At 33.3% G+C, this 24,278-nt stretch carries 20 protein-coding genes; 9 read left to right on the top strand and 11 right to left on the bottom strand.

Annotation, left to right across the window (positions count from 1 at the left end; all coding sequences use genetic code 11):
- The first annotated feature begins 50 nt into the window (after nucleotides 1–50).
- Genes BLV84_RS07920 through BLV84_RS07890 form a run of 7 tightly spaced genes read left to right on the top strand, consistent with a single transcriptional unit; the run spans nucleotide 51 to nucleotide 6,949 of the window.
- Nucleotides 51–947, top strand: coding sequence for a MerR family transcriptional regulator (locus BLV84_RS07920; protein ID WP_093244135.1), 897 nt, complete (start codon nucleotides 51–53; stop codon nucleotides 945–947).
- Nucleotide 948: 1 nt separating this feature from the next.
- Nucleotides 949–2,415, top strand: coding sequence for a phytoene desaturase family protein (locus BLV84_RS07915; RefSeq protein ID WP_093244134.1), 1,467 nt, complete (start codon nucleotides 949–951; stop codon nucleotides 2,413–2,415).
- Nucleotides 2,412–3,251 (top strand): phytoene/squalene synthase family protein, encoded by an 840-nt coding sequence (locus tag BLV84_RS07910; protein ID WP_093244133.1) that lies wholly within the window; start codon nucleotides 2,412–2,414, stop codon nucleotides 3,249–3,251. The genes BLV84_RS07915 and BLV84_RS07910 overlap by 4 nt, the downstream gene beginning before the upstream one ends.
- A gap of 2 nt (nucleotides 3,252–3,253) precedes the next feature.
- On the top strand, nucleotides 3,254–3,718 hold the full coding sequence (locus BLV84_RS07905; RefSeq protein WP_093244132.1) for a sterol desaturase family protein: 465 nt from the start codon (nucleotides 3,254–3,256) through the stop codon (nucleotides 3,716–3,718).
- Entirely contained in the window at nucleotides 3,699–5,186 is a 1,488-nt protein-coding gene (gene crtD / locus BLV84_RS07900) for a 1-hydroxycarotenoid 3,4-desaturase CrtD (RefSeq protein WP_093244131.1), read from the top strand. Before BLV84_RS07905 ends, crtD begins: the two co-directional genes overlap by 20 nt.
- Nucleotides 5,176–5,808, top strand: a complete 633-nt coding sequence (locus tag BLV84_RS07895; protein WP_093244130.1) for a carotenoid biosynthesis protein — start codon at nucleotides 5,176–5,178, stop codon at nucleotides 5,806–5,808. The genes crtD and BLV84_RS07895 overlap by 11 nt, the downstream gene beginning before the upstream one ends.
- Nucleotides 5,795–6,949: a lycopene cyclase family protein gene (locus BLV84_RS07890; RefSeq protein ID WP_093244129.1), complete on the top strand. Its 1,155-nt coding sequence runs from the start codon at nucleotides 5,795–5,797 to the stop codon at nucleotides 6,947–6,949. Before BLV84_RS07895 ends, BLV84_RS07890 begins: the two co-directional genes overlap by 14 nt.
- On the opposite strand, the gene BLV84_RS07885 is transcribed toward BLV84_RS07890, so the two are convergent.
- The 7 genes from BLV84_RS07885 to BLV84_RS07855 all read right to left on the bottom strand — a co-directional run bounded on the left by BLV84_RS07885 (nucleotide 6,946) and on the right by BLV84_RS07855 (nucleotide 15,954).
- A complete protein-coding gene (locus BLV84_RS07885) occupies nucleotides 6,946–7,617 on the bottom strand; it encodes a hypothetical protein (RefSeq protein WP_093244128.1) in 672 nt (223 codons plus the stop codon). The two genes, BLV84_RS07890 and BLV84_RS07885, sit on opposite strands and share 4 nt — an antisense overlap.
- Before the next feature lie 6 nt (nucleotides 7,618–7,623).
- On the bottom strand, nucleotides 7,624–8,202 hold the full coding sequence (locus BLV84_RS07880; RefSeq protein WP_093244127.1) for a TlpA family protein disulfide reductase: 579 nt from the start codon (nucleotides 8,200–8,202) through the stop codon (nucleotides 7,624–7,626).
- Between the two features lie 66 nt (nucleotides 8,203–8,268).
- Nucleotides 8,269–10,536 (bottom strand): aconitate hydratase, encoded by a 2,268-nt coding sequence (locus BLV84_RS07875; protein WP_093244126.1) that lies wholly within the window; start codon nucleotides 10,534–10,536, stop codon nucleotides 8,269–8,271.
- 223 nt (nucleotides 10,537–10,759) lie between these two features.
- Nucleotides 10,760–11,713: an AAA family ATPase gene (locus BLV84_RS07870; RefSeq protein ID WP_093244125.1), complete on the bottom strand. Its 954-nt coding sequence runs from the start codon at nucleotides 11,711–11,713 to the stop codon at nucleotides 10,760–10,762.
- 3 nt (nucleotides 11,714–11,716) lie between these two features.
- On the bottom strand, nucleotides 11,717–13,165 hold the full coding sequence (locus tag BLV84_RS07865; protein WP_234953116.1) for a peptidylprolyl isomerase: 1,449 nt from the start codon (nucleotides 13,163–13,165) through the stop codon (nucleotides 11,717–11,719).
- On the bottom strand, nucleotides 13,143–13,781 hold the full coding sequence (locus BLV84_RS07860; protein ID WP_143521339.1) for a hypothetical protein: 639 nt from the start codon (nucleotides 13,779–13,781) through the stop codon (nucleotides 13,143–13,145). Before BLV84_RS07860 ends, BLV84_RS07865 begins: the two co-directional genes overlap by 23 nt.
- Nucleotides 13,782–13,995: 214 nt before the next feature.
- Nucleotides 13,996–15,954, bottom strand: a complete 1,959-nt coding sequence (locus BLV84_RS07855; RefSeq protein WP_093244116.1) for a peptidylprolyl isomerase — start codon at nucleotides 15,952–15,954, stop codon at nucleotides 13,996–13,998.
- A gap of 168 nt (nucleotides 15,955–16,122) precedes the next feature.
- Here BLV84_RS07855 and BLV84_RS07850 point away from each other — a divergent pair, with 168 nt between their 5' ends.
- Entirely contained in the window at nucleotides 16,123–16,650 is a 528-nt protein-coding gene (locus BLV84_RS07850) for an OmpH/Skp family outer membrane protein (protein WP_093244114.1), read from the top strand.
- 76 nt (nucleotides 16,651–16,726) lie between these two features.
- Here BLV84_RS07850 and guaB read toward each other — a convergent pair whose 3' ends face one another.
- From guaB to BLV84_RS07835, 3 genes are all read right to left on the bottom strand, one after another.
- Entirely contained in the window at nucleotides 16,727–18,199 is a 1,473-nt protein-coding gene (guaB, locus tag BLV84_RS07845) for an IMP dehydrogenase (protein WP_093244111.1), read from the bottom strand.
- A 108-nt stretch (nucleotides 18,200–18,307) separates the two neighbouring features.
- Nucleotides 18,308–19,033 carry a 23S rRNA pseudouridine(2604) synthase RluF gene (gene rluF / locus BLV84_RS07840; RefSeq protein WP_093244109.1) on the bottom strand — a complete coding sequence of 242 codons (726 nt, stop codon included), beginning with the start codon at nucleotides 19,031–19,033 and terminating at the stop codon, nucleotides 18,308–18,310.
- A 114-nt stretch (nucleotides 19,034–19,147) separates the two neighbouring features.
- Nucleotides 19,148–22,579 (bottom strand): methylmalonyl-CoA mutase family protein, encoded by a 3,432-nt coding sequence (locus BLV84_RS07835; RefSeq protein ID WP_093244106.1) that lies wholly within the window; start codon nucleotides 22,577–22,579, stop codon nucleotides 19,148–19,150.
- A 175-nt stretch (nucleotides 22,580–22,754) separates the two neighbouring features.
- On the opposite strand from BLV84_RS07835, the gene BLV84_RS07830 reads away from it, so the two are divergent.
- Nucleotides 22,755–23,471, top strand: a complete 717-nt coding sequence (locus BLV84_RS07830; RefSeq protein WP_093244103.1) for a DUF4197 domain-containing protein — start codon at nucleotides 22,755–22,757, stop codon at nucleotides 23,469–23,471.
- Here BLV84_RS07830 and BLV84_RS07825 read toward each other — a convergent pair.
- Nucleotides 23,466–24,245 (bottom strand): alpha/beta fold hydrolase, encoded by a 780-nt coding sequence (locus BLV84_RS07825; RefSeq protein ID WP_093244100.1) that lies wholly within the window; start codon nucleotides 24,243–24,245, stop codon nucleotides 23,466–23,468. The genes BLV84_RS07830 and BLV84_RS07825 overlap by 6 nt on opposite strands.
- Between the last annotated feature and the right edge of the window lie 33 nt (nucleotides 24,246–24,278).

Below are 24,278 nucleotides of genomic sequence, written 5' to 3'. Positions count from 1 at the left end.
TATTTATATTAAACAATTATTTATAATTTTGACTATTGTTAAACAAAGTCATGGAAAACATTAAACAGAATTTCAGTATTAAAGATTTAGAATCTCTCAGTGGCGTAAAAGCACACACAATTAGAATGTGGGAAAAAAGATATGGGATTTTGAATCCAAATCGAACTGAATCTAATATTAGAACTTATGATATTAAAGGACTTCAGAAAATACTTAATGTGACTTTTCTGAACGATCATGGATATAAGATTTCAAGAATTTCAAAATTATCTGATAAAGAGATCGCAAGTTATGTTCAAAATATTTCTGTTAGCCGAAGCGATACAAATAGGGCTGTCAAATCAATGAAGTTGGCAATGCTCAATTTTGATCAGTCATTATTTTTAAGGACTTATGACGAATTAATGATAACTTATACATTTAGAGAAATTTACAACAATGTCTTTATTCCTTTATTAAAAGAAATTGGTTTTTTATGGCAAATAGGAACTATATCTCCTGCGCACGAGCAATTTGTTTCAACTCTAGTCAAACAAAAGCTTTACATTAACATTGAAAAGCTGCAACATGAAAAACCTCAAAAAGAAGATAAGGTCTTTGTATTATTTCTTCCGACTGAAGAAGTTCATGACATCGGATTGTTTTACATCAACTATGAGTTACTACTTTATGGCTATAAAGTGATATTTTTAGGTCAATCTCTTCCTAAAAAGGATTTACACTTATTTTCATCTGTATATAGTAAAACAGTATTTATAAGTTACTTTACAGTAAAGCCTGACGATATTGGAAATTATATAAATGAAATTAAAGATTATATAAATCCAGAAAAATCAGAATATTGGATTCTAGGAAGAAAAACTCAAGAAATTACAGAAAATCAAATTGAATTACCATCCAACTTTAAAACCTTTGGAGACATTTCAGAAATGACATTAAACTTATAAAATGAAAAAGAAAATAACAATTATAGGGTCTGGGTTTTCATCTTTAGCAGCAGCAGCATATTTAGCTAAAGCTGGTCATGAGGTTCACATTTTTGAAAAAAATGATACCATTGGCGGACGTGCTAGACAACACAAAGCTAAAGGATTTACATTCGATATGGGCCCCTCATGGTATTGGATGCCTGATGTTTTTGAAAGATTTTTTGCTGATTTTAATAAAAAACCATCAGATTATTATCAACTTGAACGCCTAAACCCTGGTTATCAAGTTATTTTTGAAAATGGAAAAAAAATTCAGATAGGTGATAATTTTGAAGAAATATATGAAGTTTTTGAAGCTGAAGAAAAAGGTGCATCAATCAAGCTTCAAAAATTTATTAAGGAAGCGCAAGATAATTACAAAGTTGCAATTGAAAAGCTTGTTTACAAACCAGGTTTATCTCCATTAGAACTTGTAACACCAGAAACAATCAAAAAATTAAATACTTTTTTCAGTACGGTTAGTAAAGATGTAGACAAAGAGTTTGAGAGTGAAAACCTTAAGCAAATCCTTAAATTTCCTGTTCTATTTTTAGGCGCAAAACCAAGCGAAACACCTTCATTTTATAACTTTATGAATTATGCTGATTTCGGTTTAGGGACTTGGCACCCAAAAGGAGGTTTTTTTGCTGTCGTTCAAGCAATGCAAAATTTAGCTGAATCTTTAGGCGTGAAAATTCATACAAATTCTGACGTTCAAAAAATTAATATTGAAGACAAAAAAGCTAAGTCTATAAAAGTTAATGATGAAATTATTGAATCTGACATCATATTATCAGGTGCCGACTATCATCATAGCGAACAATTGCTTGATGAAAAATACAGACAATATTCAGAGTCATATTGGGATAAAAAAGTTTTTGCACCTTCTTCTCTCTTATTCTATCTAGGTTTTGATAAAAAAATAAAGAATGCTGAACATCATAATTTATTTTTTGATGTCGATTTTGATGCACATGCTGACAGCATTTATAGCACAAAAAAATGGCCTAAAGAACCTTTGTTTTATGCAAATTTCACATCAAAAACAGATTCCGATACGGCTCCTGAGGGTTGTGAAAACGGCTTCTTCTTGGTTCCAATAGCTCCTGGTCTCGAAGATACAAATGAACTCAGAGAAAAATATTATGGTATTATAATGGATAGATTTGAAAAATTGACAGGAGAAAAAATTAAAGATCACGTTATTTATAAAAAATCCTATTGCGTTAATGATTTTGTAAAAGATTATAACTCTTATAAAGGAAATGCATACGGCATGGCAAATACGCTCTTACAAACAGCGTTTTTAAGACCAAAACTCAAAAGCAAAAAAATAGATGGACTATTTTTCACTGGACAATTAACAGTTCCTGGGCCTGGAGTTCCTCCTGCTTTAATTTCTGGAAAATTAGTTTCTCAACTCATTTTAAAAAGTCTTCAATCATGAAATCAATTTTTGACATCGTTTCCAAAAGATGTAGTAAAACGGTAACACAATCTTACAGCACATCTTTTTCTACAGCGACAAGATTACTGGCGCCATCTATCAGGCAAGACATTTACAACATCTATGGATTTGTAAGGTTTGCTGATGAAATTGTTGATTCATTTCATGATTATGACAAAGAAACGCTTTTTCATGACTTTAAAAAGCAGATGTATGATGCTATTGAAAATAAAATAAGCTTAAACCCAATACTCAATGCTTTTCAAGAAACTGTTCATAAATATGAAATCCCTGAACATCTTTATATTTCATTTATGAATAGCATGGAAAAAGACTTACATAAATCGAACTATCTCACTAAAGAAGAATACGAACAATATATTTATGGCTCCGCTGATGTTGTCGGTTTGATGTGTTTAAAGGTCTTTGTTAAGGGAGATCAAAATAAATATGATGAATTAAAAGAGTGTGCCATGCGTTTAGGTTCTGCTTTTCAAAAAATAAATTTCTTAAGAGATTTAAAAGCAGATATGGAAGGCTTAGAACGAAGTTATTTCCCACATTTAAATCTTCAAGCTTTTGATGATTCAAATAAGGATGAAATTATTATTGAAATAGAAGAAGACTTTAAAGCTGGTTTAAACGGTATTATACATTTACCATTAGAGGCAAAGCTTGGCGTATACACGGCTTACATTTATTATACTAAATTATTAAACAAAATTAAAAACACACCTTCTTCAGAAATTCAACAGAGAAGAATCCGTGTTTCAAATTATCAAAAAGCGGGTCTACTCGCTAAATCTTACGTTTTTTTTAGATTAAATCTTATTTAATTATGAAAATTTTTTTATTGATACTCACTTTCCTATCAACTTTTTGTTTTATGGAATTTATGGCGTGGTTTTCACATAAATATATCATGCATGGCTTCGGATGGTTCTTACACAAAGACCATCACATGAAAGATCACGATTCATGGTGGGAACGCAATGATTTTTATTTCGTTTTTTACGCCTTCATCAGTATGTCTCTGTTTATCAGCCTAAATCCATACGCTATTGCAGTTGGCGCTGGTATCGCGGCTTATGGTTTAGCATATTTTTTAGTTCACGATATTTTCATTCACCAAAGATTTAAAATGTTTAGAAATGCTAACAATTGGTATGCAAGAGGAATCAGAAGAGCTCATAAAATGCACCATAAACACCTAGGTAAAGAGGATAGCGAATGTTTCGGAATGCTATTTCCTCCATTAAAATATTTTAAAAGAGAGCTTAAAAATGCCAAAAAGAAAGCCTAATGTAATTATTATTGGTGCTGGCATTGCTGGTATTGCTAGTGCTTTACGACTTCGAAAACAAGGTTTTGAGGTTGATATTTATGAAAAGAATGATTACACAGGTGGAAAAATTCATGCTTTTCAAGATAAGCAATACAGATTTGATTTAGGACCTTCACTTTTTACGCTTCCTCATCTTGTCAAGGAATTAATTGAATTGCATGGAAAAAATCCTGAGACATATTTTAATTATTCCAAACAAAACGAGACTTGTCGATATTTCTGGGAAGATGCCATAAAGTTCACAGCTCCTGCTGACCCTGATGATTTTGTGAAATCTGCTTCATCTATATTTGATGAAGATGAGCAAAACATCAGTCATTATCTTAAAAGCACAAAAGATAAATATGAGTTAACTGCAGATTTATTTCTAAAAAATTCGCTGCATCAATCTCGTAATTTTTTAAATAAAAAAGCTCTCAAAGCAGTTGTAAATATTCAAAAATTAGATTTAATCAAAAGCTTACACGAGCATAATAAGGCATCTTTTAAAAATCCTAAACTCGTTCAATTATTTGATCGTTACGCAACTTATAACGGATCTTCACCATACAAAACCCCAGGAATTATGTCAATGATTCCTTATTTAGAAATGTATGACGGAACCTTTTTACCAGAAAAAGGTATGCACGATATTTCACAATCCTTAACAAAATTAGCCAAAGATGTTGGTATTAAAATACATCTCAATCAGGCTGTTGATGAAATCATCTTCGATCAAAAAACTGCAAAAGCTGTCCGTGTCAATTCTGAGATTCATAAAGCTAATTTCATTATTTCAAATATGGACATTTATCAATCATATCAAACTATTTTAAAAAAAGCCAAAAAGCCTAAATTAAATTTAAAACAAGAAGGCTCAAGCTCAGCACTTATTTTTTATTGGGGAATCAATAAAGAATTCAAAGATTTAGGCATACATAACATATTATTTTCAGAAGATTACAAAAAAGAGTTCGATCACATTTTTAATCAAAAAGCATTTTATGAAGATCCGACAGTTTACATCAATATCACATCAAAAATAATTGAAACAGATGCCCCTGAAAATTGTGAAAATTGGTTTGTTATGATAAACGCCCCTGCTGATGGAAAAATCTTGAGTGAAGAAATGATCCATAAAATTCGTCAACAAATCATTTCTAAAATTAATCGTGTTTTAAAAACAGATATCGAAAAGTATATTGAAATAGAGCATTGTTTGACACCAAAAGATATTGAAAAACAAACTTCCTCGCATCAAGGTTCGCTATATGGAATGGCAAGTCATGGAAAATTTTCTAGTTTTCTAAGGCATGCAAATTTCACTTCTCAAATTAAGAATCTTTATTTTTGTGGCGGGAGTGTTCACCCCGGAGGAGGAATTCCGCTATGTTTGTTATCAGCTCAAATTGTTTCTGATCTAATCCAAAATAACAATGACAATTAACCTAAAAATCAAACCTCAGTTTTTACTGATTTGGCTCTTCCATATTTCGGCAATTATCGGAATCACATTAGGTTACGCTGATTGGTTTTTACCGAAGACACCTCTCAACTTAATGATTATTCTTATCATTATGTTGTTTAGCTATAAGTTGATTAATATCAAAAATTTAATTGCATTTTTAATCATATCACTTTTTGGTTTTTCAGTTGAAGTTTTAGGCGTTAATTATGCATGGTTCTTTGGCGAATATGCTTACGGAAATAATTTTGGCTATCGCTTTCTTGGAGTTCCTGTCTTGATCGGCATCAATTGGGCAATACTGAGTTTGACTTCTTATACTATAATCTCTAAATACATAAAAAATAAATGGGTAAAAGCTGGTATTGCTTCTTTATTAATGCTTAGTTTAGATTATTTAATGGAGTTTACAGCGCCAAGATTTGATTTTTGGGAATTTGAAAATAACACGGTTCCCTTTCGTAATTATGCTTCTTGGTTTATGTTTGCTTATCTGTTCATGTTGTTGTGTGATTTTTTGAAAGTCAAAGGAAGTTTCAGAACATCAGCACATGTTTTTGGTGTTCAATTCTTATTCTTTATGTATTTCTATGTTTACTTTTGATTATATTATTGTGGGTGCTGGTGCCGCAGGTTTACACCTAAGTATGGCGATGAAAAGAAATGGCTTACTGAATAAAAAAAAGCTTCTTATCATTGAACCAAGCACAAAAAACAGTGATGATAAAACTTGGTGTTTTTGGGAAAAAAAATCAGGATTATGGGACGATTTCATTACAAAATCTTGGTCAAAAGGTGAATTAAGAGCTAATAAAGAAAGTATTGAGTTTGATCTTGATAAATATAATTACAAAATGTTACGGTCTATTGATTTTTATAAAGCCTGCAAAAATCAAATATTAGAAGACGAAAATATTGAGTGGGTTCAAGAGAAAGTCATTGATTACCGAGAAACCAATAAAGAGGTTATTGTCAAAACAAATACAAATTCTTATAACACTGAATTGATGTTTGATAGTAGAGTTTCACCTGAATTCTATAAACCTAATAATTCCATACACATTCATCAACACTTTAAAGGTTGGTATATCAAAACCGAAGAAAATACTTTTGAGAATGAGCTTTTCACAATGATGGATTTCGATATCAAGGATCAACACTCAACGAGTTTCACCTACGTTTTACCAATCAATAGAAAAGAAGCCTTAGTTGAATTCACATATTTTTCACCTGATATAGTCTCTGATGAAACCTATAACTGTCACCTCAAAAAATATTTAGAGCATATTAATGTCGAAGATTATCAAGTTGTTTCTGAAGAAAAAGGTGTCATCCCGATGAGCAGTTTTGATTTTGATAATTTTCGAAGTAAACGTATTCATAAAATTGGAACAGCAGCAGGTTGGGTAAAAGCTTCCACAGGATATGCTTTTAAAAATTGTGAAAGAAAAAGTGAGGAAATTGTAAATTGTCTATTAAATAACAAAAATCTATCCGGCCTCAAAAAACCGCTTAAATATAAACATTATGATAAAATGTTTTTGGATGTGCTGAAGTCAAGAAATGATTTTGGTGAAGAGCTATTTTACAGAATGTATAAGAAAAACCCAATTGAGCGAATCTTTAGATTTTTGGATGAAGAATCGAGTTTTAGTGAAGATTTCAAAATTATTTTAAGCTTAAATTCCAAGCCTTTTCATCAAGCATTTATCAGACACTTGAAAAGAGGTTTCAAAACAAATTAACAAGTTTCAATTTTTAAAATCCTAAAACTTGCAAACATTTCTTCTTTAAAAAGATGATTCTTTCTCGTTGCTTTAATTGCTTGTTGATGTCCTTTTGATTTATAAGCATATTTTCGCATGGCATCATAAGTTTTCCAGTGACTGAAAGTGGCCATTTCAGTGAGAGGATATTCCCCAAAACCTTTGGCATAAATTAAATCCGTTTGGGCATTTAAAGTCAATTGGGCTGCAGGAACTGTTTTCCAAAATTTAAAAATTTTCCTTTTATTAACCGAAGCTCTTGTTAGTGAAACAATCTCTTCAATTCTATCAGGTTGACTTGCTTCAACTTTGAAAATTGACTTTTGATTCCACTGACCTCTTGCTTTAAAAGCCTGCAAAAAATACGTTGTGATTTTTTTAGAGTGATTTTTATATTTTTTAAAAATAACTGAATTATCCAAAAAATCTTTCGCAGCTTCCTTAGAGTCCCAAACTTGAAGTAAGGCATAAGATGAGAAATCTGGCCAAGGTTTAAATCCCTGTTGACCGCTGCCCATTAGTTTATAGAAAGATTGTCCTTTTACTTTTTTGAGTTGAGTGTGTGCCAATTGCATTTGAGATAAAGCCCAATATTTAGAACCTGTGTTATCAAATTTAAAAACGCTAAAAGTTACATAGTCACTCACTTGTTATTATAAATTTTCTCTGATTGTATTTTTAACTTTGTCACTACTCCAATTAGCTGAACCTATTTTCTTCATAATAATTTCACCTTTTTTTGAAATCATATAAGTTGTAGGCAAGCTTGATGATTGAAGTATTTGAGGCGCTTGAGATCTTTGACGATAACTAGGCATATCATAATCATTTTTAGACATAAAAGTATTGACTTTTTGTGGATCATCATTTGTGACAAAATAAAAATCTACATCATCCTTAAATTCAGTATATAACTCTTGTAAACTTGGCATTTCAGCAATACAAGGTGCGCACCATGTAGCCCAATAATTGATAATCACAACTTTATCTTTTGATTGATTGAAGTTGATGTCCTCTCCTCTCTCATTCATCAAAACCCAATTATAAGTTTTTAAACTCTCTCTGTCATCTTCAGAAATCTCAGATGGACTAAAAGAAATTATTTTATTTATAAAAACTTGGATAGGTGTACGTGTCTGAGGAATTATCAATAGTATGACAAAAAGCCCAAAAAGAATGTTACTCCAATGCTTTTTTAGAAAGGATTCCTTTTTTTCTTCTTTATTTTTCATGCGTATAAATGTATAAAAAAACCACCTCGAAAGGTGGTTTTTAAGTCATATTTACCAAATTAAGGCCTAAGCTTTATTTTGTTTTTTAATCATATTTAAAGCAGAACCTTCTTTAAACCAATTAATTTGAGCTTGGTTATAAGTATGATTTGCTTTAATAGTATCTTTTGATCCATCAGCGTGAACAATCTCTATTGTAAGAGGCTTATCTTCTGAAAAATCTTCAAGATCAACAAAGTTAAAAGTATCATCTTCTTGAATCAGATCATAATCTTGTTCATTATCAAAAGTGATTCCTAACATTCCTTGTTTTTTCAAGTTTGTTTCGTGAATACGCGCAAATGATTTGACAAGCACAACACGCACACCTAAATGACGTGGCTCCATTGCAGCATGCTCACGAGAAGATCCTTCACCATAGTTATGGTCTCCAACAACAACTGTTGGAATTCCTTCAGCTTTATATTGTCTCTGTGTTTTAGGCACAGCGTCATATTTTCCTGTGATCTGGCTTTTCACGAAGTTTGTTTTCATATTGAAAGCATTCACAGCACCAATTAAACAGTTGTCAGAAATGTTGTCCAGGTGACCCCTATACTTCAACCAAGGTCCAGCCATAGAAATATGATCAGTTGTACATTTACCATGTGCTTTAATAAGAAGCTTGGCATCTGTAATGTTTTTACCATCCCAAGGCTCAAAAGGCGTTAATAATTGAATACGGTTTGAGTTTTCATCAACAGATATATCTACCTTGCTACCATCTTTTAAAGGTTCTACATAGCCATTTTCTTCAACTTCAAAACCATTTTCAGGTAACTCTATACCTTGTGGTGGATCAAGTTTCACCTCTTCTCCATCTTCATTGATCAGCGTATCATTCATCGGATCAAAGTCTAAACGACCTGAAATTGCAATTGCTGCAACCATTTCTGGTGAACCTACAAAAGCGTGAGTATTTGGGTTTCCATCAGCACGTTTTGAGAAGTTACGGTTAAACGAGTGAACAATTGTGTTTTTCTCATCACCTTTTAAATCGCTACGATCCCACTGACCAATACAAGGCCCACATGCGTTTGTAAAAATTGTCGCATCAAGATCTTCAAATATTTTTAATAAGCCATCACGTTCAGCTGTAAAACGAATTTGCTCTGAGCCTGGGTTAATTCCAAAATCAGATTTTGGTTTTAACTTTTTATCAACTGCTTGTTTTGCGATTGAAGCTGCACGCGTTAAATCTTCATAAGAAGAGTTTGTACAAGAACCTATTAATCCCCAATCAACTTTAATTGGCCAATCGTTCTTTTTTGCTTTTTCACCTAACTCACCAACTGGTGTTGCTAAGTCTGGCGTAAATGGACCGTTTAAATGCGGTCTTAATGTACTTAAATCAATTTCGATAACTTGATCGAAATACTCTTCTGGATTGCTATAAACTGCATCATCACCAGTTAAGTGTTCTCTAATTTTATTTGCTTCATCAGCAATTTCATTACGGTCAGTTGAACGTAAGAAACGTTCCATAGAATCATCGTAACCAAATGTTGAAGTTGTTGCTCCAATTTCAGCACCCATGTTACAAATTGTTCCTTTACCAGTACAAGATAAGTTTTTGGCACCTTCACCGAAGTATTCGACAATTGCACCTGTTCCACCTTTAACTGTCAAAATTTCAGCCACTTTAAGAATAACATCTTTAGCAGCTGTCCAACCTTGTGGTTTACCAACTAATTTAACACCTATGAGCTTTGGAAACTTGAGTTCCCAAGGCATTCCAGCCATAACGTCAACAGCATCTGCACCGCCAACACCAATAGCGACCATACCAAGTCCTCCAGCATTAACTGTGTGAGAATCTGTACCAATCATCATTCCGCCTGGAAAAGCATAGTTTTCTAAAACAACTTGGTGAATAATACCTGCTCCTGGCTCCCAAAAACCAATTCCGTATTTATTGGAAACTGATCCTAAGAAATCAAAAACTTCTTTACTTGTATCATTAGCACGTTTTAAATCGGCTGCAGCACCTTGTTTAGCTTGGATTAAGTGGTCACAGTGAACAGTTGTCGGAACTGCAACTTTATCTTTCCCTGCTTGCATAAATTGAAGCAACGCCATCTGAGCAGTTGCATCTTGACATGCAATACGGTCTGGAGAAAACTCTACATAATCTTTACCTCTTGTAAATTTGGTTGATGGTTTTCCATCCCAAAGGTGTGTATAAAGAATTTTTTCTGCAAGTGTCAAAGGGCGTCCAACGATCTCTCTCGCGAGATCAACACGCTCAGCCATTTGACTGTAAACTTGCTTTATCATATCAATATCAAAAGCCATAAAACGTATTTTTTTGTTAATTGAACAAAAGTAAGAAATATACTTCGGATTTAAAAGTTATCAAGCTTTATGAAGTATCCGTGCATTTTATCTATTAAAAAATTAATTTTAGCTAAAAATTAAAGCAATATCTCTAAATTATACGCTTATAATTTAAAATCTGACAATATGAAGATAAGAATTAGGAATAATCAAACCCTAGGCTAGGTAATTTATAATCGTTTTACATAAGCTGATTGATGATCGCATTGATATCAACACCTTCTGCTTCTGCCTTGTAATTTTTCACGACACGATGTCTTAAAATCCCTTCTGCTACAGCTTGGATGTTTTCTATATCTGGAGAATATTTTCCGTTGATAGCAGCATGCGTTTTGGCAGCCAAAATGAGGTTTTGTGAAGCTCTTGGTCCTGCGCCCCATTCAACATAATTCTTGACAATTTCTGCTGCTGAATCTTCGAAAGGTCTCGTTTGAGAAACCAACTTTACGGCATATTCTACAACGTTGTCCGCAACAGGCATTTGACGGATTAACTTCTGAATTTTAACAATTTCTTCAGCATTAAACAATGCTTTGATATCATGTGTAATATTTGAGGTCGTGGCTTTAACAACATCAACTTCTTCTTGAAATGTTGGATAGGTGAGATTTATTGAAAACATAAATCTATCCAACTGCGCTTCTGGCAAGGGATAAGTTCCTTCTTGCTCAATTGGGTTTTGAGTTGCTAAAACAAAATAGGGTTCTTCTAATTTAAAATGTTGCCCCGCAATCGTGACAGATTTTTCTTGCATCACTTCTAGCAAAGCAGACTGGGTTTTAGGTGGCGTCCTGTTGATTTCATCAGCAAGAATAATATTGCTGAAAATTGGCCCTTTGATAAATTTAAATTGACGAGATTCATCTAAAATTTCAGCACCTAGAATATCACTCGGCATCAAATCTGGTGTGAATTGAATACGATTAAAATCTAAACCCAATGTCTTTGAAATTGTATTGACCATCAAAGTTTTAGCCAAACCTGGTACACCGATTAAAAGCGCATGCCCTCCAGAAAAAACAGAAATCAAAATCTCGTCAACAACTTTATCTTGACCGATAATGACTTTTGCAATTTCTTGTTTTAAACTTTTGTATTTGGTAACAAAGTTATCGATGACTTCAACTTCAGACATGCTTTATTTTTTGATCCATTTTTGTGCAAATTCACAATCTCTATACTCTCCATTGATCTTCACATAAGTTGATTGTAATTTCTCATCAACCCATTTACTGATAGCCTCAGCTTGTTTCTTTTTTAAAGCAAGCTCTCGAATCTTAGTATAATCTTCAGTAAAATCAGCAACATGCTCATCAATCCTATTATTTACAGTAATTATTTTGAAGAAAACCTCATTGGTTCTCGGCTTTGAATCGGTTAAAATTTTTGAAACCTCACCTTCCTTCAAATTAACAACCTGATCGTATATACTCGGATCAATTTTTGAAAGTTCAAATCTTGTATCTCCTGTTGCTCCATTAATTAATTGCCCGCCACTTTCACGTGTTTCCTTTTCATCAGAAGCTTCACGTGCAGCATTTGCAAAAGAGACATCACCTGAAATAATTTTTTCTCTAACATCTTTAATTTTCTCCTTTGCCTTGGTAATTGCTTCTTTTGTCACTTCTGGGTAAAGCAATATATGACGTACATCAACTTGCTGACCTCTAATTTTTTCAACAGTAAGGATATGGTAACCAAATTCAGTTTTAAAAGGACGACTCACTTCGCCTTCTCTCAAACTAAAAGCTGCTTCTTTAAATTCTTTAACGTAAGGATCATCACGCTTTAAAGTGATTTTTCCACCTTTACGACGCGACCCTAAATCTTCAGAATAAAGAATTGCTTTTGTTGCAAAACTCGCTCCGTTTTCAAGAACATCAGTTCTAAATTCATTTAACTTGTCAATAACAGCCTGTTGTTCTTCCGCTCCACTTTCAGGATAGATAACAATTTGAGCAATCTCAACTTCATCTCCTAAAACCGGACGTTCATCTACTGGAATTGCTTCAAAATATTGACGTGTTTCTTCAGGTGTAATTTCAACAGCATCAACAATTTCGCCTTGCATTTCTTCAGAAAGCAGTTTCTCTTTATTGATGCGTTTTAATTCTTCTTTTAGTTCAGACTCTGAATCATATTTATAAAACTCAACCAACTTATCCATGCTTCCTACACGCTCAACTAAAGCGCCAATCTGCTGGTCGGTGTAAGCATCAACTCTTGCTTGATTGTATGGTAAGCTGTCTTGAACTGCATGGTGCGCAAGTAATTTATTCTCTAGCAAACTCTCTGCTAAATCACAGTAAGAAACCTCAGATTCGTAACCTTGAGATTTTGCATCTTGAAAAAGTTTCTGAATATCGCTTTCTAATACGAGGTAATCACCTACAACACCAGCGACACCGTCAACCTTAACACGATCGATTTTATTCGTTTTAACAGAATCAATTTGACTAATTGGATTTTGTTTATTGAGCAAGTTGTCTTTTTCATCAACTGTTATTTGTGCTAATGTCAATTGACACATAAAAAGTGCACCAAATACATATAAAAAGCTCTGTTTATTCATATAATTTATATTCATTATTTTGTATTGCATCCTCTTTTATCTCTTGCTGAATTTGTTTTGAAACTTTCAGCTTCATCTTATTGATTAAAACCTGTTTAACAGTTGGTTCTATGTAACTCAAAGGGGCTTGATCATTTCGTTCCAAGCGATCCTTGATAAAAATAAATACAAACGTATCTTTTAAATTTGTTTCTACAAAGCCATTTTGCTTAAATAATTCAGATTCAAATCTTTCCTCAGTTCCAACGCTAAATTCTTTAACAATATCAACCTCGCGAACCCATGTTGAATCGTTTAAATATAACGACTTAAATTCTAATGATTTATTTGCCAAATAAGTTTGATCTTCTTGACTGAAATTTTTAAAACTTTTTTTGATTTTTGATATATCCTGTAAATCTTTACGCAACTTGATATACCTGATTTTCATTAAATTTTCATTTAACTTAAAGTTAGGTTTATTCTTTTCGTAATAAGAAACAATTGCCGCAGAATCAATTTCAGTTTTTGCTTGCGCTTCAACTAGAGCGTCTAAATATGCTTTTTTATAAAGCTCTTGTTTGTACTTCTTTGATAAACTATCAAATTCATTTTTTATAGATTTTGGCAAATTCAATTCTGCTTTATCCATAATCAATTTATCATTTGCCCACTTTTCAATATAAGATCTGACGTATGACAAGCTATCATCACCGGTCAATTTCTCAGGAATATTTGCTGAAAGTTGTTCTTTAAAGAGTTTGTGTTTATTAACGCTTGCAACAACTTCTCTATCATCTCCAGATTGAAAAAATTGGCATGAATGAAGCGTCAAAACAAAAACACTCAATAATAAGATTTGATATTTACTCAAAAGTTTGTTTTATTGTTTTTAAAACGTCTTCATTAACTGAAATCGTATATTTCTTTCTTAAAGATTTGATCCATTCATCCTCTTTATATTTTTGCATCAAGTTGATTATTTCACCTTTCACATTGTTTAACTCTAGTTGTTTTGCTGGGAAACGCTTTTCAACATCTATAAAAACATAGCCTCCGTTATGCTTTTTAATACTTGATATTTTTTTAGTTGAGAATATTGATGACGGAATTTTCGAACTCTTTGCAGTTATTTCCACCTTATCAATCATAATGTTGTAAGTATCTTCTTGAGTTAAAGCTGACATAGCTTTCTCTGTATTCTTTCTATAAGATTTTCTAAATTTTCTCAAATTCTTTTTATCAGAAGAAGTGAAAATTTTAGCCTGAATACTTTCTTCAGAATAAAAATCTTGAAGATGATTTTGATAATACTCTTGTTGACCTAAAGTATCATTTGAAACAGGCTCCCAAACCTGATTTTTCATCACCTCAAATAACAAAATACCATCTCTGTAAGTTTTAACTGAGTTAGCAAATTCCGTATTGATATTTTCCAATTCGACGCGATGATGAGCTACCAATTTATTGTAAAGAAAATCGCTATATGTTTTATCAATACGCTGCTTTGGTGTGGCCTTTGCAGCAAAACTCAACTGATTTTTTTCGAAATATTTAAGGTAATCTTTGTAGGTATATTTTTGATTTGCAAATTCAAACAAAACTCTTGAAGGAAGAGCATTTGATTCTTTAATGTTATCAATTTTAAATTTATCATCAACCTTTGTGTTTTCAATAATCTGATAAAGTTTTTCTTTATAATTATCATCAAATTGAGCTTGATATTGCTTTTGTAAATCTTCTGAAATTTGCTCATTAATCAATTTTGCTCTTGAAGAAGTCTTGACTTGACGTCGGATGTCAGGCTTCATTTCTTCGTAAGAAGCTAAAGGTTCAATATCATCAAGCATCAAAACATGCCATCCAAATTTTGTTTTAATAGGTTCAGAAATATCACCGATTTTCTCCAAATTAAAAGCTGCATTTTCAAAACGCTTTGAATTGATCTCAGAAATACTAAAAGGCTTTAACTTTCCGCCATTTTGAGCAGTATTGTCATCATCAGAATATTGTTTTGCCATTTCTGCAAAATTATCTGAATTAAGCTTTTGATGTAGTTGCTGGATTTTCTTTTCTGCTTCTTGGGCTTGCTCAGCATTTTCAACTCTCAGCATAATGTGTGAGACAGTAATTTTACCTTTTGAAGCTCTTTCACCTGTCTTTTTGATAATATGATAGCCAAACTGCGTTTTAATAGGTTTTGAAATATCGCCAATTTGCATATTGTAAACTGCATTTTCAAAAGGATAAATCATTTTAAAGGCACGGAACCAGCCTAAATTTCCATCATTCATTTTCACAGAAGGATCTTCTGAGAATTGAAGAGCAACCTTTTCAAAGTCTTCTCCAGCTAACAATTTTCGACGTGCTTCTTCTGCTTTTTGATAAGCCTTTAATGTATCAACTGCTTCTTTAGAAGAATTTGAAATCAAAATATGCGAAGCTTTCACCTCAGTTTTATATCGGTTGTATGTTTCTTTAAGCATGGCTTCAGTAATTTCACCATTGGCGATAAAATTATCAGCTAGTTGCTTGTAATACTTGTTATAGTCGTTCAAATATGCTTTAGATGTATCCAATCCTAAAGCCTTCGCTTCTTTAAGCTTAAGATTATAATTTATATAAAGTTGGAAGTAATTATCTATGGTTTTCTGAGAGTCGTCGATGACAAGATCAAGGTTTTTATTATAGTTTTCTAAAAAACCTTCGACAGAATATTTTTCATCACCAATTTGAAATAAAGTTTTGCCTTGATCAACTTCTTGAGCATTTACAACATTGAAAATGAATATAAAAATCAGTAGTGATATAAATCTGTAACGCATTTGAAAAGCTTAAATTTTAGTTTGCAAAAATACAAATTTTACAAAGGCTTACAAGTCTCTTCTTTCTATTAAAACATTGGCATTCAAATAAATTATTCCAAAGCATCAAGTTAAAAACCTTGTAAAACACGTCTTTATTCTTTTTATTTGTCCCAAAAAATAAATAAAATGAAGAAAATATTCATTCTTGCAATCGCATTGATCGGATTTCAAAGCATGCAAGCACAATCAAAAGTTGGTACAATTAACAATGAGTACATTTTATCTCAGATGTCTGAAATTAAAGATGTTGAAAAGCAGTTGATGACATACGGAGAAGAGCTTGACAATAATATTCAAGAAAAATACAACGCTTACACGGAAGCTATTACAAAATATAATGAAGATAAAGAAGAGTTAACAAAGGTTGTTCGTGTTTCTCGTGAGAAGAGAATCACTGAAATGGAACAAGATTTACAGAAACTTCAGCAAAATTCTTCAAAATTATTACAAATCAAACAAGATGAATTAATGCGTCCGCTTTATCAAAAAATCGGAAATGCTCTTGAAAAAATTGTCAAAAGAGAAAATTACACACAAGTTATTAACGAAAACCAAAGTTTGATTTACATAGATCCTGATTATGATTTAACGATTAAGGTGATGAAAGAAATTGGCTTGGAGATTCCAGATGAAAATCCAATTGACAACAATTAAATTCAACCAAAAAGTTGAATCAAAAAAAATGCTTTCAAAAAACTTGAAAGCATTTTTTTATAGCATTAATTTCGTTTTATCTACTGTAATTTGGGGCTTCTTTAGTGATTGTCACATCATGTGGGTGACTTTCCATAATACCAGAACTTGTAATTTGGACAAATTCAGCATTTTCTTTTAAAACTTTAATGTCTTTTGCACCGCAATATCCCATGCCTGCTCTTAAACCGCCTATAAATTGAAGCATACTTTCATACAGTTCACCTTTATAAGCAACACGGCCAACAATACCTTCTGGCACTAATTTTTTTATATCATCTTCAACATCTTGAAAATAACGATCTTTTGAACCTTTATTCATCGCTTCAACAGAACCCATGCCGCGGTAAGATTTATATTTACGTCCTTCATAAATAATTGTTTCTCCAGGAGATTCTTTAGTTCCTGCTAAAAGTGAACCCAGCATCACACAATCAGCGCCAGCTGCAATTGCTTTAGGAATATCACCTGTGTATCGGATTCCTCCATCAGCGATCACAGGAACATCAGTATCTTTTAAAGCTTCTGAAACTTCAATCACGGCAGAAAGCTGTGGATAACCAACACCTGCAACAACACGTGTTGTACATATTGAACCAGGCCCAATACCGACTTTAACACCATCGGCACCTGCATCGGCTAAATATTTTGCGGCATCTGCTGTAGCAACATTACCGACAACAACATCTAAATTAGGAAATTGAGATTTTACTTTTTTAAGAACATCAACAACTCCTTTTGTGTGTCCATGTGCTGTATCAATAATAACCGCATCAACGCCTGCATCTACTAAAGCTTTAGCTCTATCAACAGCATCAGCTGTAACACCTAAAGCCGCAGCAACTCTTAATCTTCCATAAGAATCTTTATTAGCATCTGGCTTTAAAGTTAGTTTTGTAATGTCTCTAAATGTGATTAAACCAACAAGTTTATTTTCCTCATTGACAACAGGCAGTTTTTCAATTTTATGATTTTGTAAAATCACCTCAGCATCTTTTAAAGAAGTTCCTTCGCTAACTGTGACAAGGTTTTCTGAAGTCATCACCTCAACGATTGGTCTTTGTGTGTTTTCCTCAAATCGTAAATCACGATTTGTGACAATACCGACTAAATTACTGTTATTATCAACAATCGGAATTCCGCCAATGCTATGCTCTCGCATTGAATCTTTAGCGTCGCCAACACTTGCTGTTTGCGGCAAAGTCACAGGATCGATAATCATACCGCTCTCTGCTCTTTTGACTTTCCTGACATGAAGTGCTTGTTGTTTAGCACTCATGTTTTTATGTAAAACACCAATGCCTCCTTCGCGAGCAATGGCAATAGCCATATCTGCTTCCGTAACAGTATCCATCGCTGCAGAAACAATTGGTGTGTTGAGTTGAATGTTTTTTGAAAAATTTGACTTTAAACTGACTTCACGAGGCAAAACCTCTGAATATGCTGGGACTAACAAGACATCGTCATAAGTTAATCCAAGTCCTTTGACTTTATGTTGAGAAGATTTCATGCAATTAATTTTTAATTGCATACAAATATATGTGTTTTATATTTAGTGTAAGATGTTGATTAACTGAATTTAAAGTGAAATTTTCATAAAGTTTCATTTTAAGGTCAATCAATCTTGTGTTTTCTTAGAGTAACCAATCAGTTTTGAAAGTTCATTAAATTCATCTTTGGTTAAATATCGCCACTCACCTACTGGCGTGTCTAGTTGTATATTCATGATACGAATTCTTTTTAGCTTTGCAACATGATAGCCAAGATACTCACACATCCGACGGATTTGACGATTCAAACCTTGTGTCAAAACAATTTTAAATGTTCTTTCATTTAGTTTTTCAACTTTACATTTATTAGTCACTGTGTCAAGAATCGGAATTCCGTTTGACATGCGTTTGATAAATTCATCTGTAATAGGTTCGTGTGTCCAAACGATATATTCTTTTTCATGATTATTACTGGAACGCAAAATTTTATTCACAATATCTCCATCATTTGTCAATAAAATTAAACCCTCACTTGGCTTATCCAGTCGACCAATCGGAAAAATGCGTTCAGGATAATTTATAAAATCAATAATATTATCCTTTTCAACACGTGTATCCGTTGTACAAACAATGCCAACAGGTTTATTCAACGCGATGTAAACATGCTCAACATCATCATTACCAACAGTTTTACCATCAACAGCAACACGATCACCTTCTTGTACCTTTGTTCCCATTTCGGGAGCAATACCATTAATTGTCACGCGTCCCTGATCGATTAATTTATCAGCAGCGCGACGTGAACAATAGCCTGCTTCACTCAAAAATTTATTGATTCGTGTTTCTTTCGACATAATTATTTGGTATGCATTTAATTTTTAAAATTCTTATTAAAAAACTGTCTCAAAAAATAAAATATCAAAATTGATATGCTATGTTTTGAGACAGTCATAAATCAATCTTCTGAATTACATATTACGTCTATATTGACCTCCAACATCAAATAAAGCCTCTGTAATCTGACCTAATGAACAATATTTAGTTGCTTCCATTAATTCTTCAAAAATATTCTCGTTATTGATTGCTGCTTTTTGAACACGTTCTAAGTATTGCGCTGCGCTATCTTCATAAGTTTGATGCAAGTTATTAAGCGTCTCAATCTGAGACTCCTTTTCTTCTTCAGTCGCTCTGATCACTTCTCGTGGTGTAACAGTTGGCGAGCCTTTGCTACTCAGGAAAGTGTTGACACCAATAATCGGGAATTCACCTGTGTGTTTTAAAGTTTCATAATGTAAGCTTTCTTCCTGAATTTTACTACGTTGATACATCGTTTCCATTGCACCTAAAACGCCTCCACGCTCAGTTAGACGATCAAACTCTGATAAGACAGCTTCTTCAACAAGGTCGGTTAATTCTTCGATAATAAATGCACCTTGAATTGGGTTTTCATTTTTCGCTAAACCAAGTTCTTTATTGATAATCAACTGAATTGCCATTGCACGTCTAACAGATTCTTCTGTAGGTGTTGTGATGGCTTCATCGTAAGCATTTGTATGTAGTGAATTACAGTTGTCATAAATCGCATAAAGGGCTTGTAAGCTGGTACGAATATCATTGAAATCAATTTCTTGCGCATGCAATGAACGACCAGATGTTTGAATATGGTATTTCAGCATTTGCGCTCTCGGGTTTGCGCCATATTTATCGCGCATTGCTTTTGCCCAAATTCTTCTTGCAACACGACCAATCACAGCGTATTCTGGATCGATTCCGTTTGAGAAAAAGAACGATAAGTTTGGTCCAAACTTGTTGATATCCATCCCTCTACTTAAATAATACTCTACATAAGTAAAGCCGTTAGAAAGTGTTAATGCCAACTGTGTAATTGGGTTTGCACCTGCTTCAGCAATATGGTAACCTGAAATAGAAACCGAATAAAAGTTTCTAACTTTATTTTCAATAAAATACTCCTGAACATCACCCATTAAACGCAAAGCAAATTCAGTTGAGAAAATACACGTGTTTTGCGCTTGGTCTTCTTTAAGAATATCAGCCTGAACAGTTCCTCGTACAACTGCTATTGTGTCTTTTTTAATTTTCTCATAAACATCTTTTGGCAGAACCAAATCACCAGTTACACCAAGTAACATCAAACCTAAACCGTCATTTCCTTCTGGTAAATCACCATGATATTCTGGACGAGGTTTTCCGCTTTCTTGATAAATTTTATCAATTTTAGCATTGACTTCATCTTCAAGTCCATTTTCTTTGATGTATTTTTCACATTGCTGATCAATCGCTGCGTTCATAAAGAAACCTAGCAACATTGGTGCAGGCCCATTAATCGTCATACTTACAGAAGTCATATGATGTGCTAAATCAAAGCCTGAATAAAGTTTTTTAGCATCATCTAGACAACAAATAGAAACACCAGCATTACCGATTTTTCCGTAAATATCTGGTCTGTGATCGGGGTCGTTTCCGTAAAGCGTTACCGAGTCAAAAGCTGTTGACAAACGCTTTGCTGGCAAACCTTGACTGACATAATGAAAACGTCTGTTTGTACGTTCAGGACCGCCTTCTCCAGCAAACATACGCGTTGGATCTTCACCAGTTCTCTTAAACGGATAAAGACCTGCCGTGTAAGGAAATTCACCAGGTACATTTTCCTGTAAAATCCATTTTAATAAATCTCCCCAAGCTTTATATTTTGGCAAAGCCACTTTGGGAATTTGCAAATGTGATAAGGACTCCGTGTGTGTGTCAATTTTTATTTCTTTATCACGGACTTTAAAGACATAAACGTCATCTTCATATTTTTTGACTTTAGCATCCCAACCGAGAATTTTTTCCCAGTTATAAGGATCGAGATCCATTTTAACACGGTCAAATTCTTTCTTCAATAAGCCTGCTAAATCTTCATTTTCTGAAATTATTGCATTCTGAATTTCGTCTTCATTTAACCCGTTTTGGCTTAATGAGATTGTCGTATTTAAAACAGAGTTTAAAGTCTGATAAATGCTGTATAACTTTTGCGCAACTTGAGTTTGTTTCTCTGCTTTTTGATCATAAGCACGATTATTTTCTGAAATTTCAGAAAGATAACGTGTTCTCGCTGGTGGAATCACAAATATTTTTTCAGACATCTCGTCGGTGATTTCATAATCACTTTTAAGGTCTGCATTGGTTCTCTCTACAATTTTATCCATGATTTTCTTGTAAAGAATATTCATTCCTGGATCATTAAACTGAGAAGCAATTGTTCCAAAAACAGGCATCTCGTCTGGTTTTTGATCAAACAGTTGATGGTTACGCTGATATTGCTTTTTAACATCACGTAGCGCATCTTTAGATCCGCGTTTATCAAATTTATTGATGGCGACCAAATCAGCAAAATCAAGCATATCGATTTTTTCTAATTGTGTAGCTGCACCAAATTCAGGTGTCATCACATAAAGTGAAGCATCTGAATGATCTAAAATTTCTGTATCACTTTGACCAATACCTGAAGTTTCTAAAATAATAAGATCAAATTCAGCAGCACGTAAAACATCAACCGCTTCTTGCACATATTTTGAAAGTGCTAGATTTGATTGACGTGTCGCTAATGAGCGCATATAAACACGAGGTGAATTGATGGCATTCATTCTGATTCTATCTCCTAATAAGGCTCCTCCTGTTTTTCTTTTTGATGGATCAACTGAAATAATTCCGATTGTTTGATTGTCATCAAAATCAACTAAAAATCGACGTACAAGTTCATCTACCAATGATGATTTTCCTGAACCTCCTGTTCCTGTAATACCAAGAACTGGCGTTTTTGAATCAGATTTTATTTTATTAAAATGCTTTAAGAAATCATCATGTCTATTTTCAGCAAGTGATATAAGTCTCGCAATTGTATTGACGTCTTTGTTTTTGACGTTTTCTTCTACCTTTTCAGCATCAACTAAATCAGGCGTTTTAAAATCACTGCGCTCAACTAAATCATTAATCATCCCTTGGAGTCCGAGTTCACGACCATCATCTGGCGCATAAATTCGTGTGATTCCGTAATCCATTAATTCTTCAATTTCTTCAGGAAGAATGACGCCGCCACCGCCGCCAAATATTTTAATATGCGTTGCTCCTTTCTCTTGAAGCAAATCGTACATATATTTAAAATATTCGGTATGACCGCCTTGATATGACGTCATAGCAATTGCATTAACATCTTCTTGAATAGCAGTATTAACAACCTCTTCCACACTTCTGTCGTGACCTAAATGAATGACTTCAACACCTGTTGATTGAATGATACGACGCATCACGTTAATCGCTGCATCGTGCCCATCAAACAATGAAGCTGCAGTTACAATTCTGACAAGGTTTTTTGGCTTATATGGTTTTACTTGTTCCATTGAAAAATCTTATTTTTTGTGGCGTAAATTTAATAAAAATTAGTTGGATTAGGGCTTTAGAAAAGGCTTTGTTTAAAGCAAAGCTAGCTTTTATAGACTAAAAATTCAAATGAAGTTGAAAGCTGGTTTTGATTTAAAATATTAAATGATAAATTAGCTTTTTAAAATTCATCTTATGAAAAAAACAATCTTACTCTTTACTGTTATTTTTAGTCTTTCATCTTGTGCTGAATTACAGGATATCGCTAATCAACTCCCGCAAAATTCTCAGCAATTAACACAGCAGCAAATCGGTAATGGCTTAAAAGAAGCTTTGAATAATGGTATTGAAAAAGAAGTATCAAAACTGACAAAAACTGATGGTTTTTATAGAAATGAAGCTGTTAAAATCTTGATGCCACCTGAACTTAGAAAGGTTGAAAATGGCTTGCGCAAAATTGGTTTAGGGAGCCTCGCTGATGAAGGCGTAAAAGCGCTGAATCGCGCAGCTGAAGATGCTGTGAAAGAAGCAACTCCAATTTTTGTCTCAGCTGTTAAAGACATGAGCTTTACAGATGCAAAAAACATTTTATTAGGTAATGAAAGAGCTGCAACTTCATATTTAGAAACAAAAACGTCAGCTCAGCTTTACAACAAATTTAATCCTGTGATTGAGAATTCATTCTCTAAAGTTGGTGCTGACCAAATCTGGACAAATCTAATTACCCGCTATAATCAAATTCCGTTAGTTGAAAATGTGAATCCTGATTTAACTGATTATGTCACAAACAGAGCTTTGCACGGAGTTTTTCAGATGATTGCTAAAGAAGAAATTGAAATTAGAAATAATCTCAACGCAAGAACTTCAGATTTATTAAGACGTGTTTTTGCACTGCAAGACAACAAATCATAAACCCTTAATAAAATTGATTGCTTGTTGGTTAAACACTTGAGGCTGATCAACATTAACAACATGACCACAATTTTGCACAACAAATAGTTGTGCTTTTTTGTGCGCTTTTGTCAGTTTTTCGATGGCTGGTAAAAACAAATAATCTTGTTCTCCCATGATATAAATTGATGGAATATCAACAGGTTTCTGTCTAAATAAACTTAATAATGGTTTGATTTCTGAAGTCAACCTAAACCAACGTATAAATTCTTTTTGATAAAGTTTCTTCGCTTCATTCACAAAAAGATTTCTACTTTTTTTGTGATTTTTACGTGGCATAATCACAAAGGCAAAAAGCTTGTATAAAAACATATAAGGAACTACAGATTTAAAAATCATCCCCATCTTTATAAGAAAACGAGAACGAACGTTCATCCTCATTATTGCACCACCCATAATCATACTTTCAACACGTTCAGGATAATTTTCAGCTAAATTCCTGATTAAAATTGTCCCTAAAGAAATACCTACAAAATGTGAACTTTTAATATTGCAATGATCCATCACCTGAAGAATATCTTCAGTGATCACATCAAAAGTATAGTCTTCAGTAAAACTGTCTTTTAATGAAGGTTTTGATCTTCCATGGCCTCTTAGATCTAAAAGAAGGACGTTAAAATGCGCTTTAAAAACACGTAATTGTTTAAACCAAATTGAGGAACTACCGCCCGCTCCGTGCACAAAAGTAATCCACTGATCTGAAGTTGAATGCTCGTAAGTATTGTAATGAAGCAAGCTATAGGTTTTTTCGCAAATATAAACTTATAA

The organism is Psychroflexus halocasei, assembly GCF_900107595.1.
Taxonomy (GTDB): domain Bacteria; phylum Bacteroidota; class Bacteroidia; order Flavobacteriales; family Flavobacteriaceae; genus Psychroflexus; species Psychroflexus halocasei.
This window is presented reverse-complemented; position numbering and strand designations above follow the sequence as displayed.

What these genes read in the sequence shown, in the direction of transcription:
- BLV84_RS07830 (WP_093244103.1), top strand. Translation starts at nt 22,755, where the DNA reads ATGAAAAAAACAATCTTACTCTTTACTGTTATTTTTAGTCTTTCATCT.
- BLV84_RS07915 (WP_093244134.1), top strand. Translation starts at nt 949, where the DNA reads ATGAAAAAGAAAATAACAATTATAGGGTCTGGGTTTTCATCTTTAGCA.
- BLV84_RS07855 (WP_093244116.1), bottom strand. Translation starts at nt 15,954, where the DNA reads ATGCGTTACAGATTTATATCACTACTGATTTTTATATTCATTTTCAAT.
- BLV84_RS07905 (WP_093244132.1), top strand. Translation starts at nt 3,254, where the DNA reads ATGAAAATTTTTTTATTGATACTCACTTTCCTATCAACTTTTTGTTTT.
- crtD (WP_093244131.1), top strand. Translation starts at nt 3,699, where the DNA reads ATGCCAAAAAGAAAGCCTAATGTAATTATTATTGGTGCTGGCATTGCT.
- BLV84_RS07895 (WP_093244130.1), top strand. Translation starts at nt 5,176, where the DNA reads ATGACAATTAACCTAAAAATCAAACCTCAGTTTTTACTGATTTGGCTC.
- BLV84_RS07860 (WP_143521339.1), bottom strand. Translation starts at nt 13,781, where the DNA reads ATGGATAAAGCAGAATTGAATTTGCCAAAATCTATAAAAAATGAATTT.
- BLV84_RS07920 (WP_093244135.1), top strand. Translation starts at nt 51, where the DNA reads ATGGAAAACATTAAACAGAATTTCAGTATTAAAGATTTAGAATCTCTC.
- BLV84_RS07875 (WP_093244126.1), bottom strand. Translation starts at nt 10,536, where the DNA reads ATGGCTTTTGATATTGATATGATAAAGCAAGTTTACAGTCAAATGGCT.
- rluF (WP_093244109.1), bottom strand. Translation starts at nt 19,033, where the DNA reads ATGTCGAAAGAAACACGAATCAATAAATTTTTGAGTGAAGCAGGCTAT.
- BLV84_RS07850 (WP_093244114.1), top strand. Translation starts at nt 16,123, where the DNA reads ATGAAGAAAATATTCATTCTTGCAATCGCATTGATCGGATTTCAAAGC.
- BLV84_RS07870 (WP_093244125.1), bottom strand. Translation starts at nt 11,713, where the DNA reads ATGTCTGAAGTTGAAGTCATCGATAACTTTGTTACCAAATACAAAAGT.
- BLV84_RS07865 (WP_234953116.1), bottom strand. Translation starts at nt 13,165, where the DNA reads ATGAATATAAATTATATGAATAAACAGAGCTTTTTATATGTATTTGGT.
- BLV84_RS07835 (WP_093244106.1), bottom strand. Translation starts at nt 22,579, where the DNA reads ATGGAACAAGTAAAACCATATAAGCCAAAAAACCTTGTCAGAATTGTA.
- BLV84_RS07890 (WP_093244129.1), top strand. Translation starts at nt 5,795, where the DNA reads ATGTTTACTTTTGATTATATTATTGTGGGTGCTGGTGCCGCAGGTTTA.
- BLV84_RS07910 (WP_093244133.1), top strand. Translation starts at nt 2,412, where the DNA reads ATGAAATCAATTTTTGACATCGTTTCCAAAAGATGTAGTAAAACGGTA.
- BLV84_RS07880 (WP_093244127.1), bottom strand. Translation starts at nt 8,202, where the DNA reads ATGAAAAATAAAGAAGAAAAAAAGGAATCCTTTCTAAAAAAGCATTGG.
- guaB (WP_093244111.1), bottom strand. Translation starts at nt 18,199, where the DNA reads ATGAAATCTTCTCAACATAAAGTCAAAGGACTTGGATTAACTTATGAC.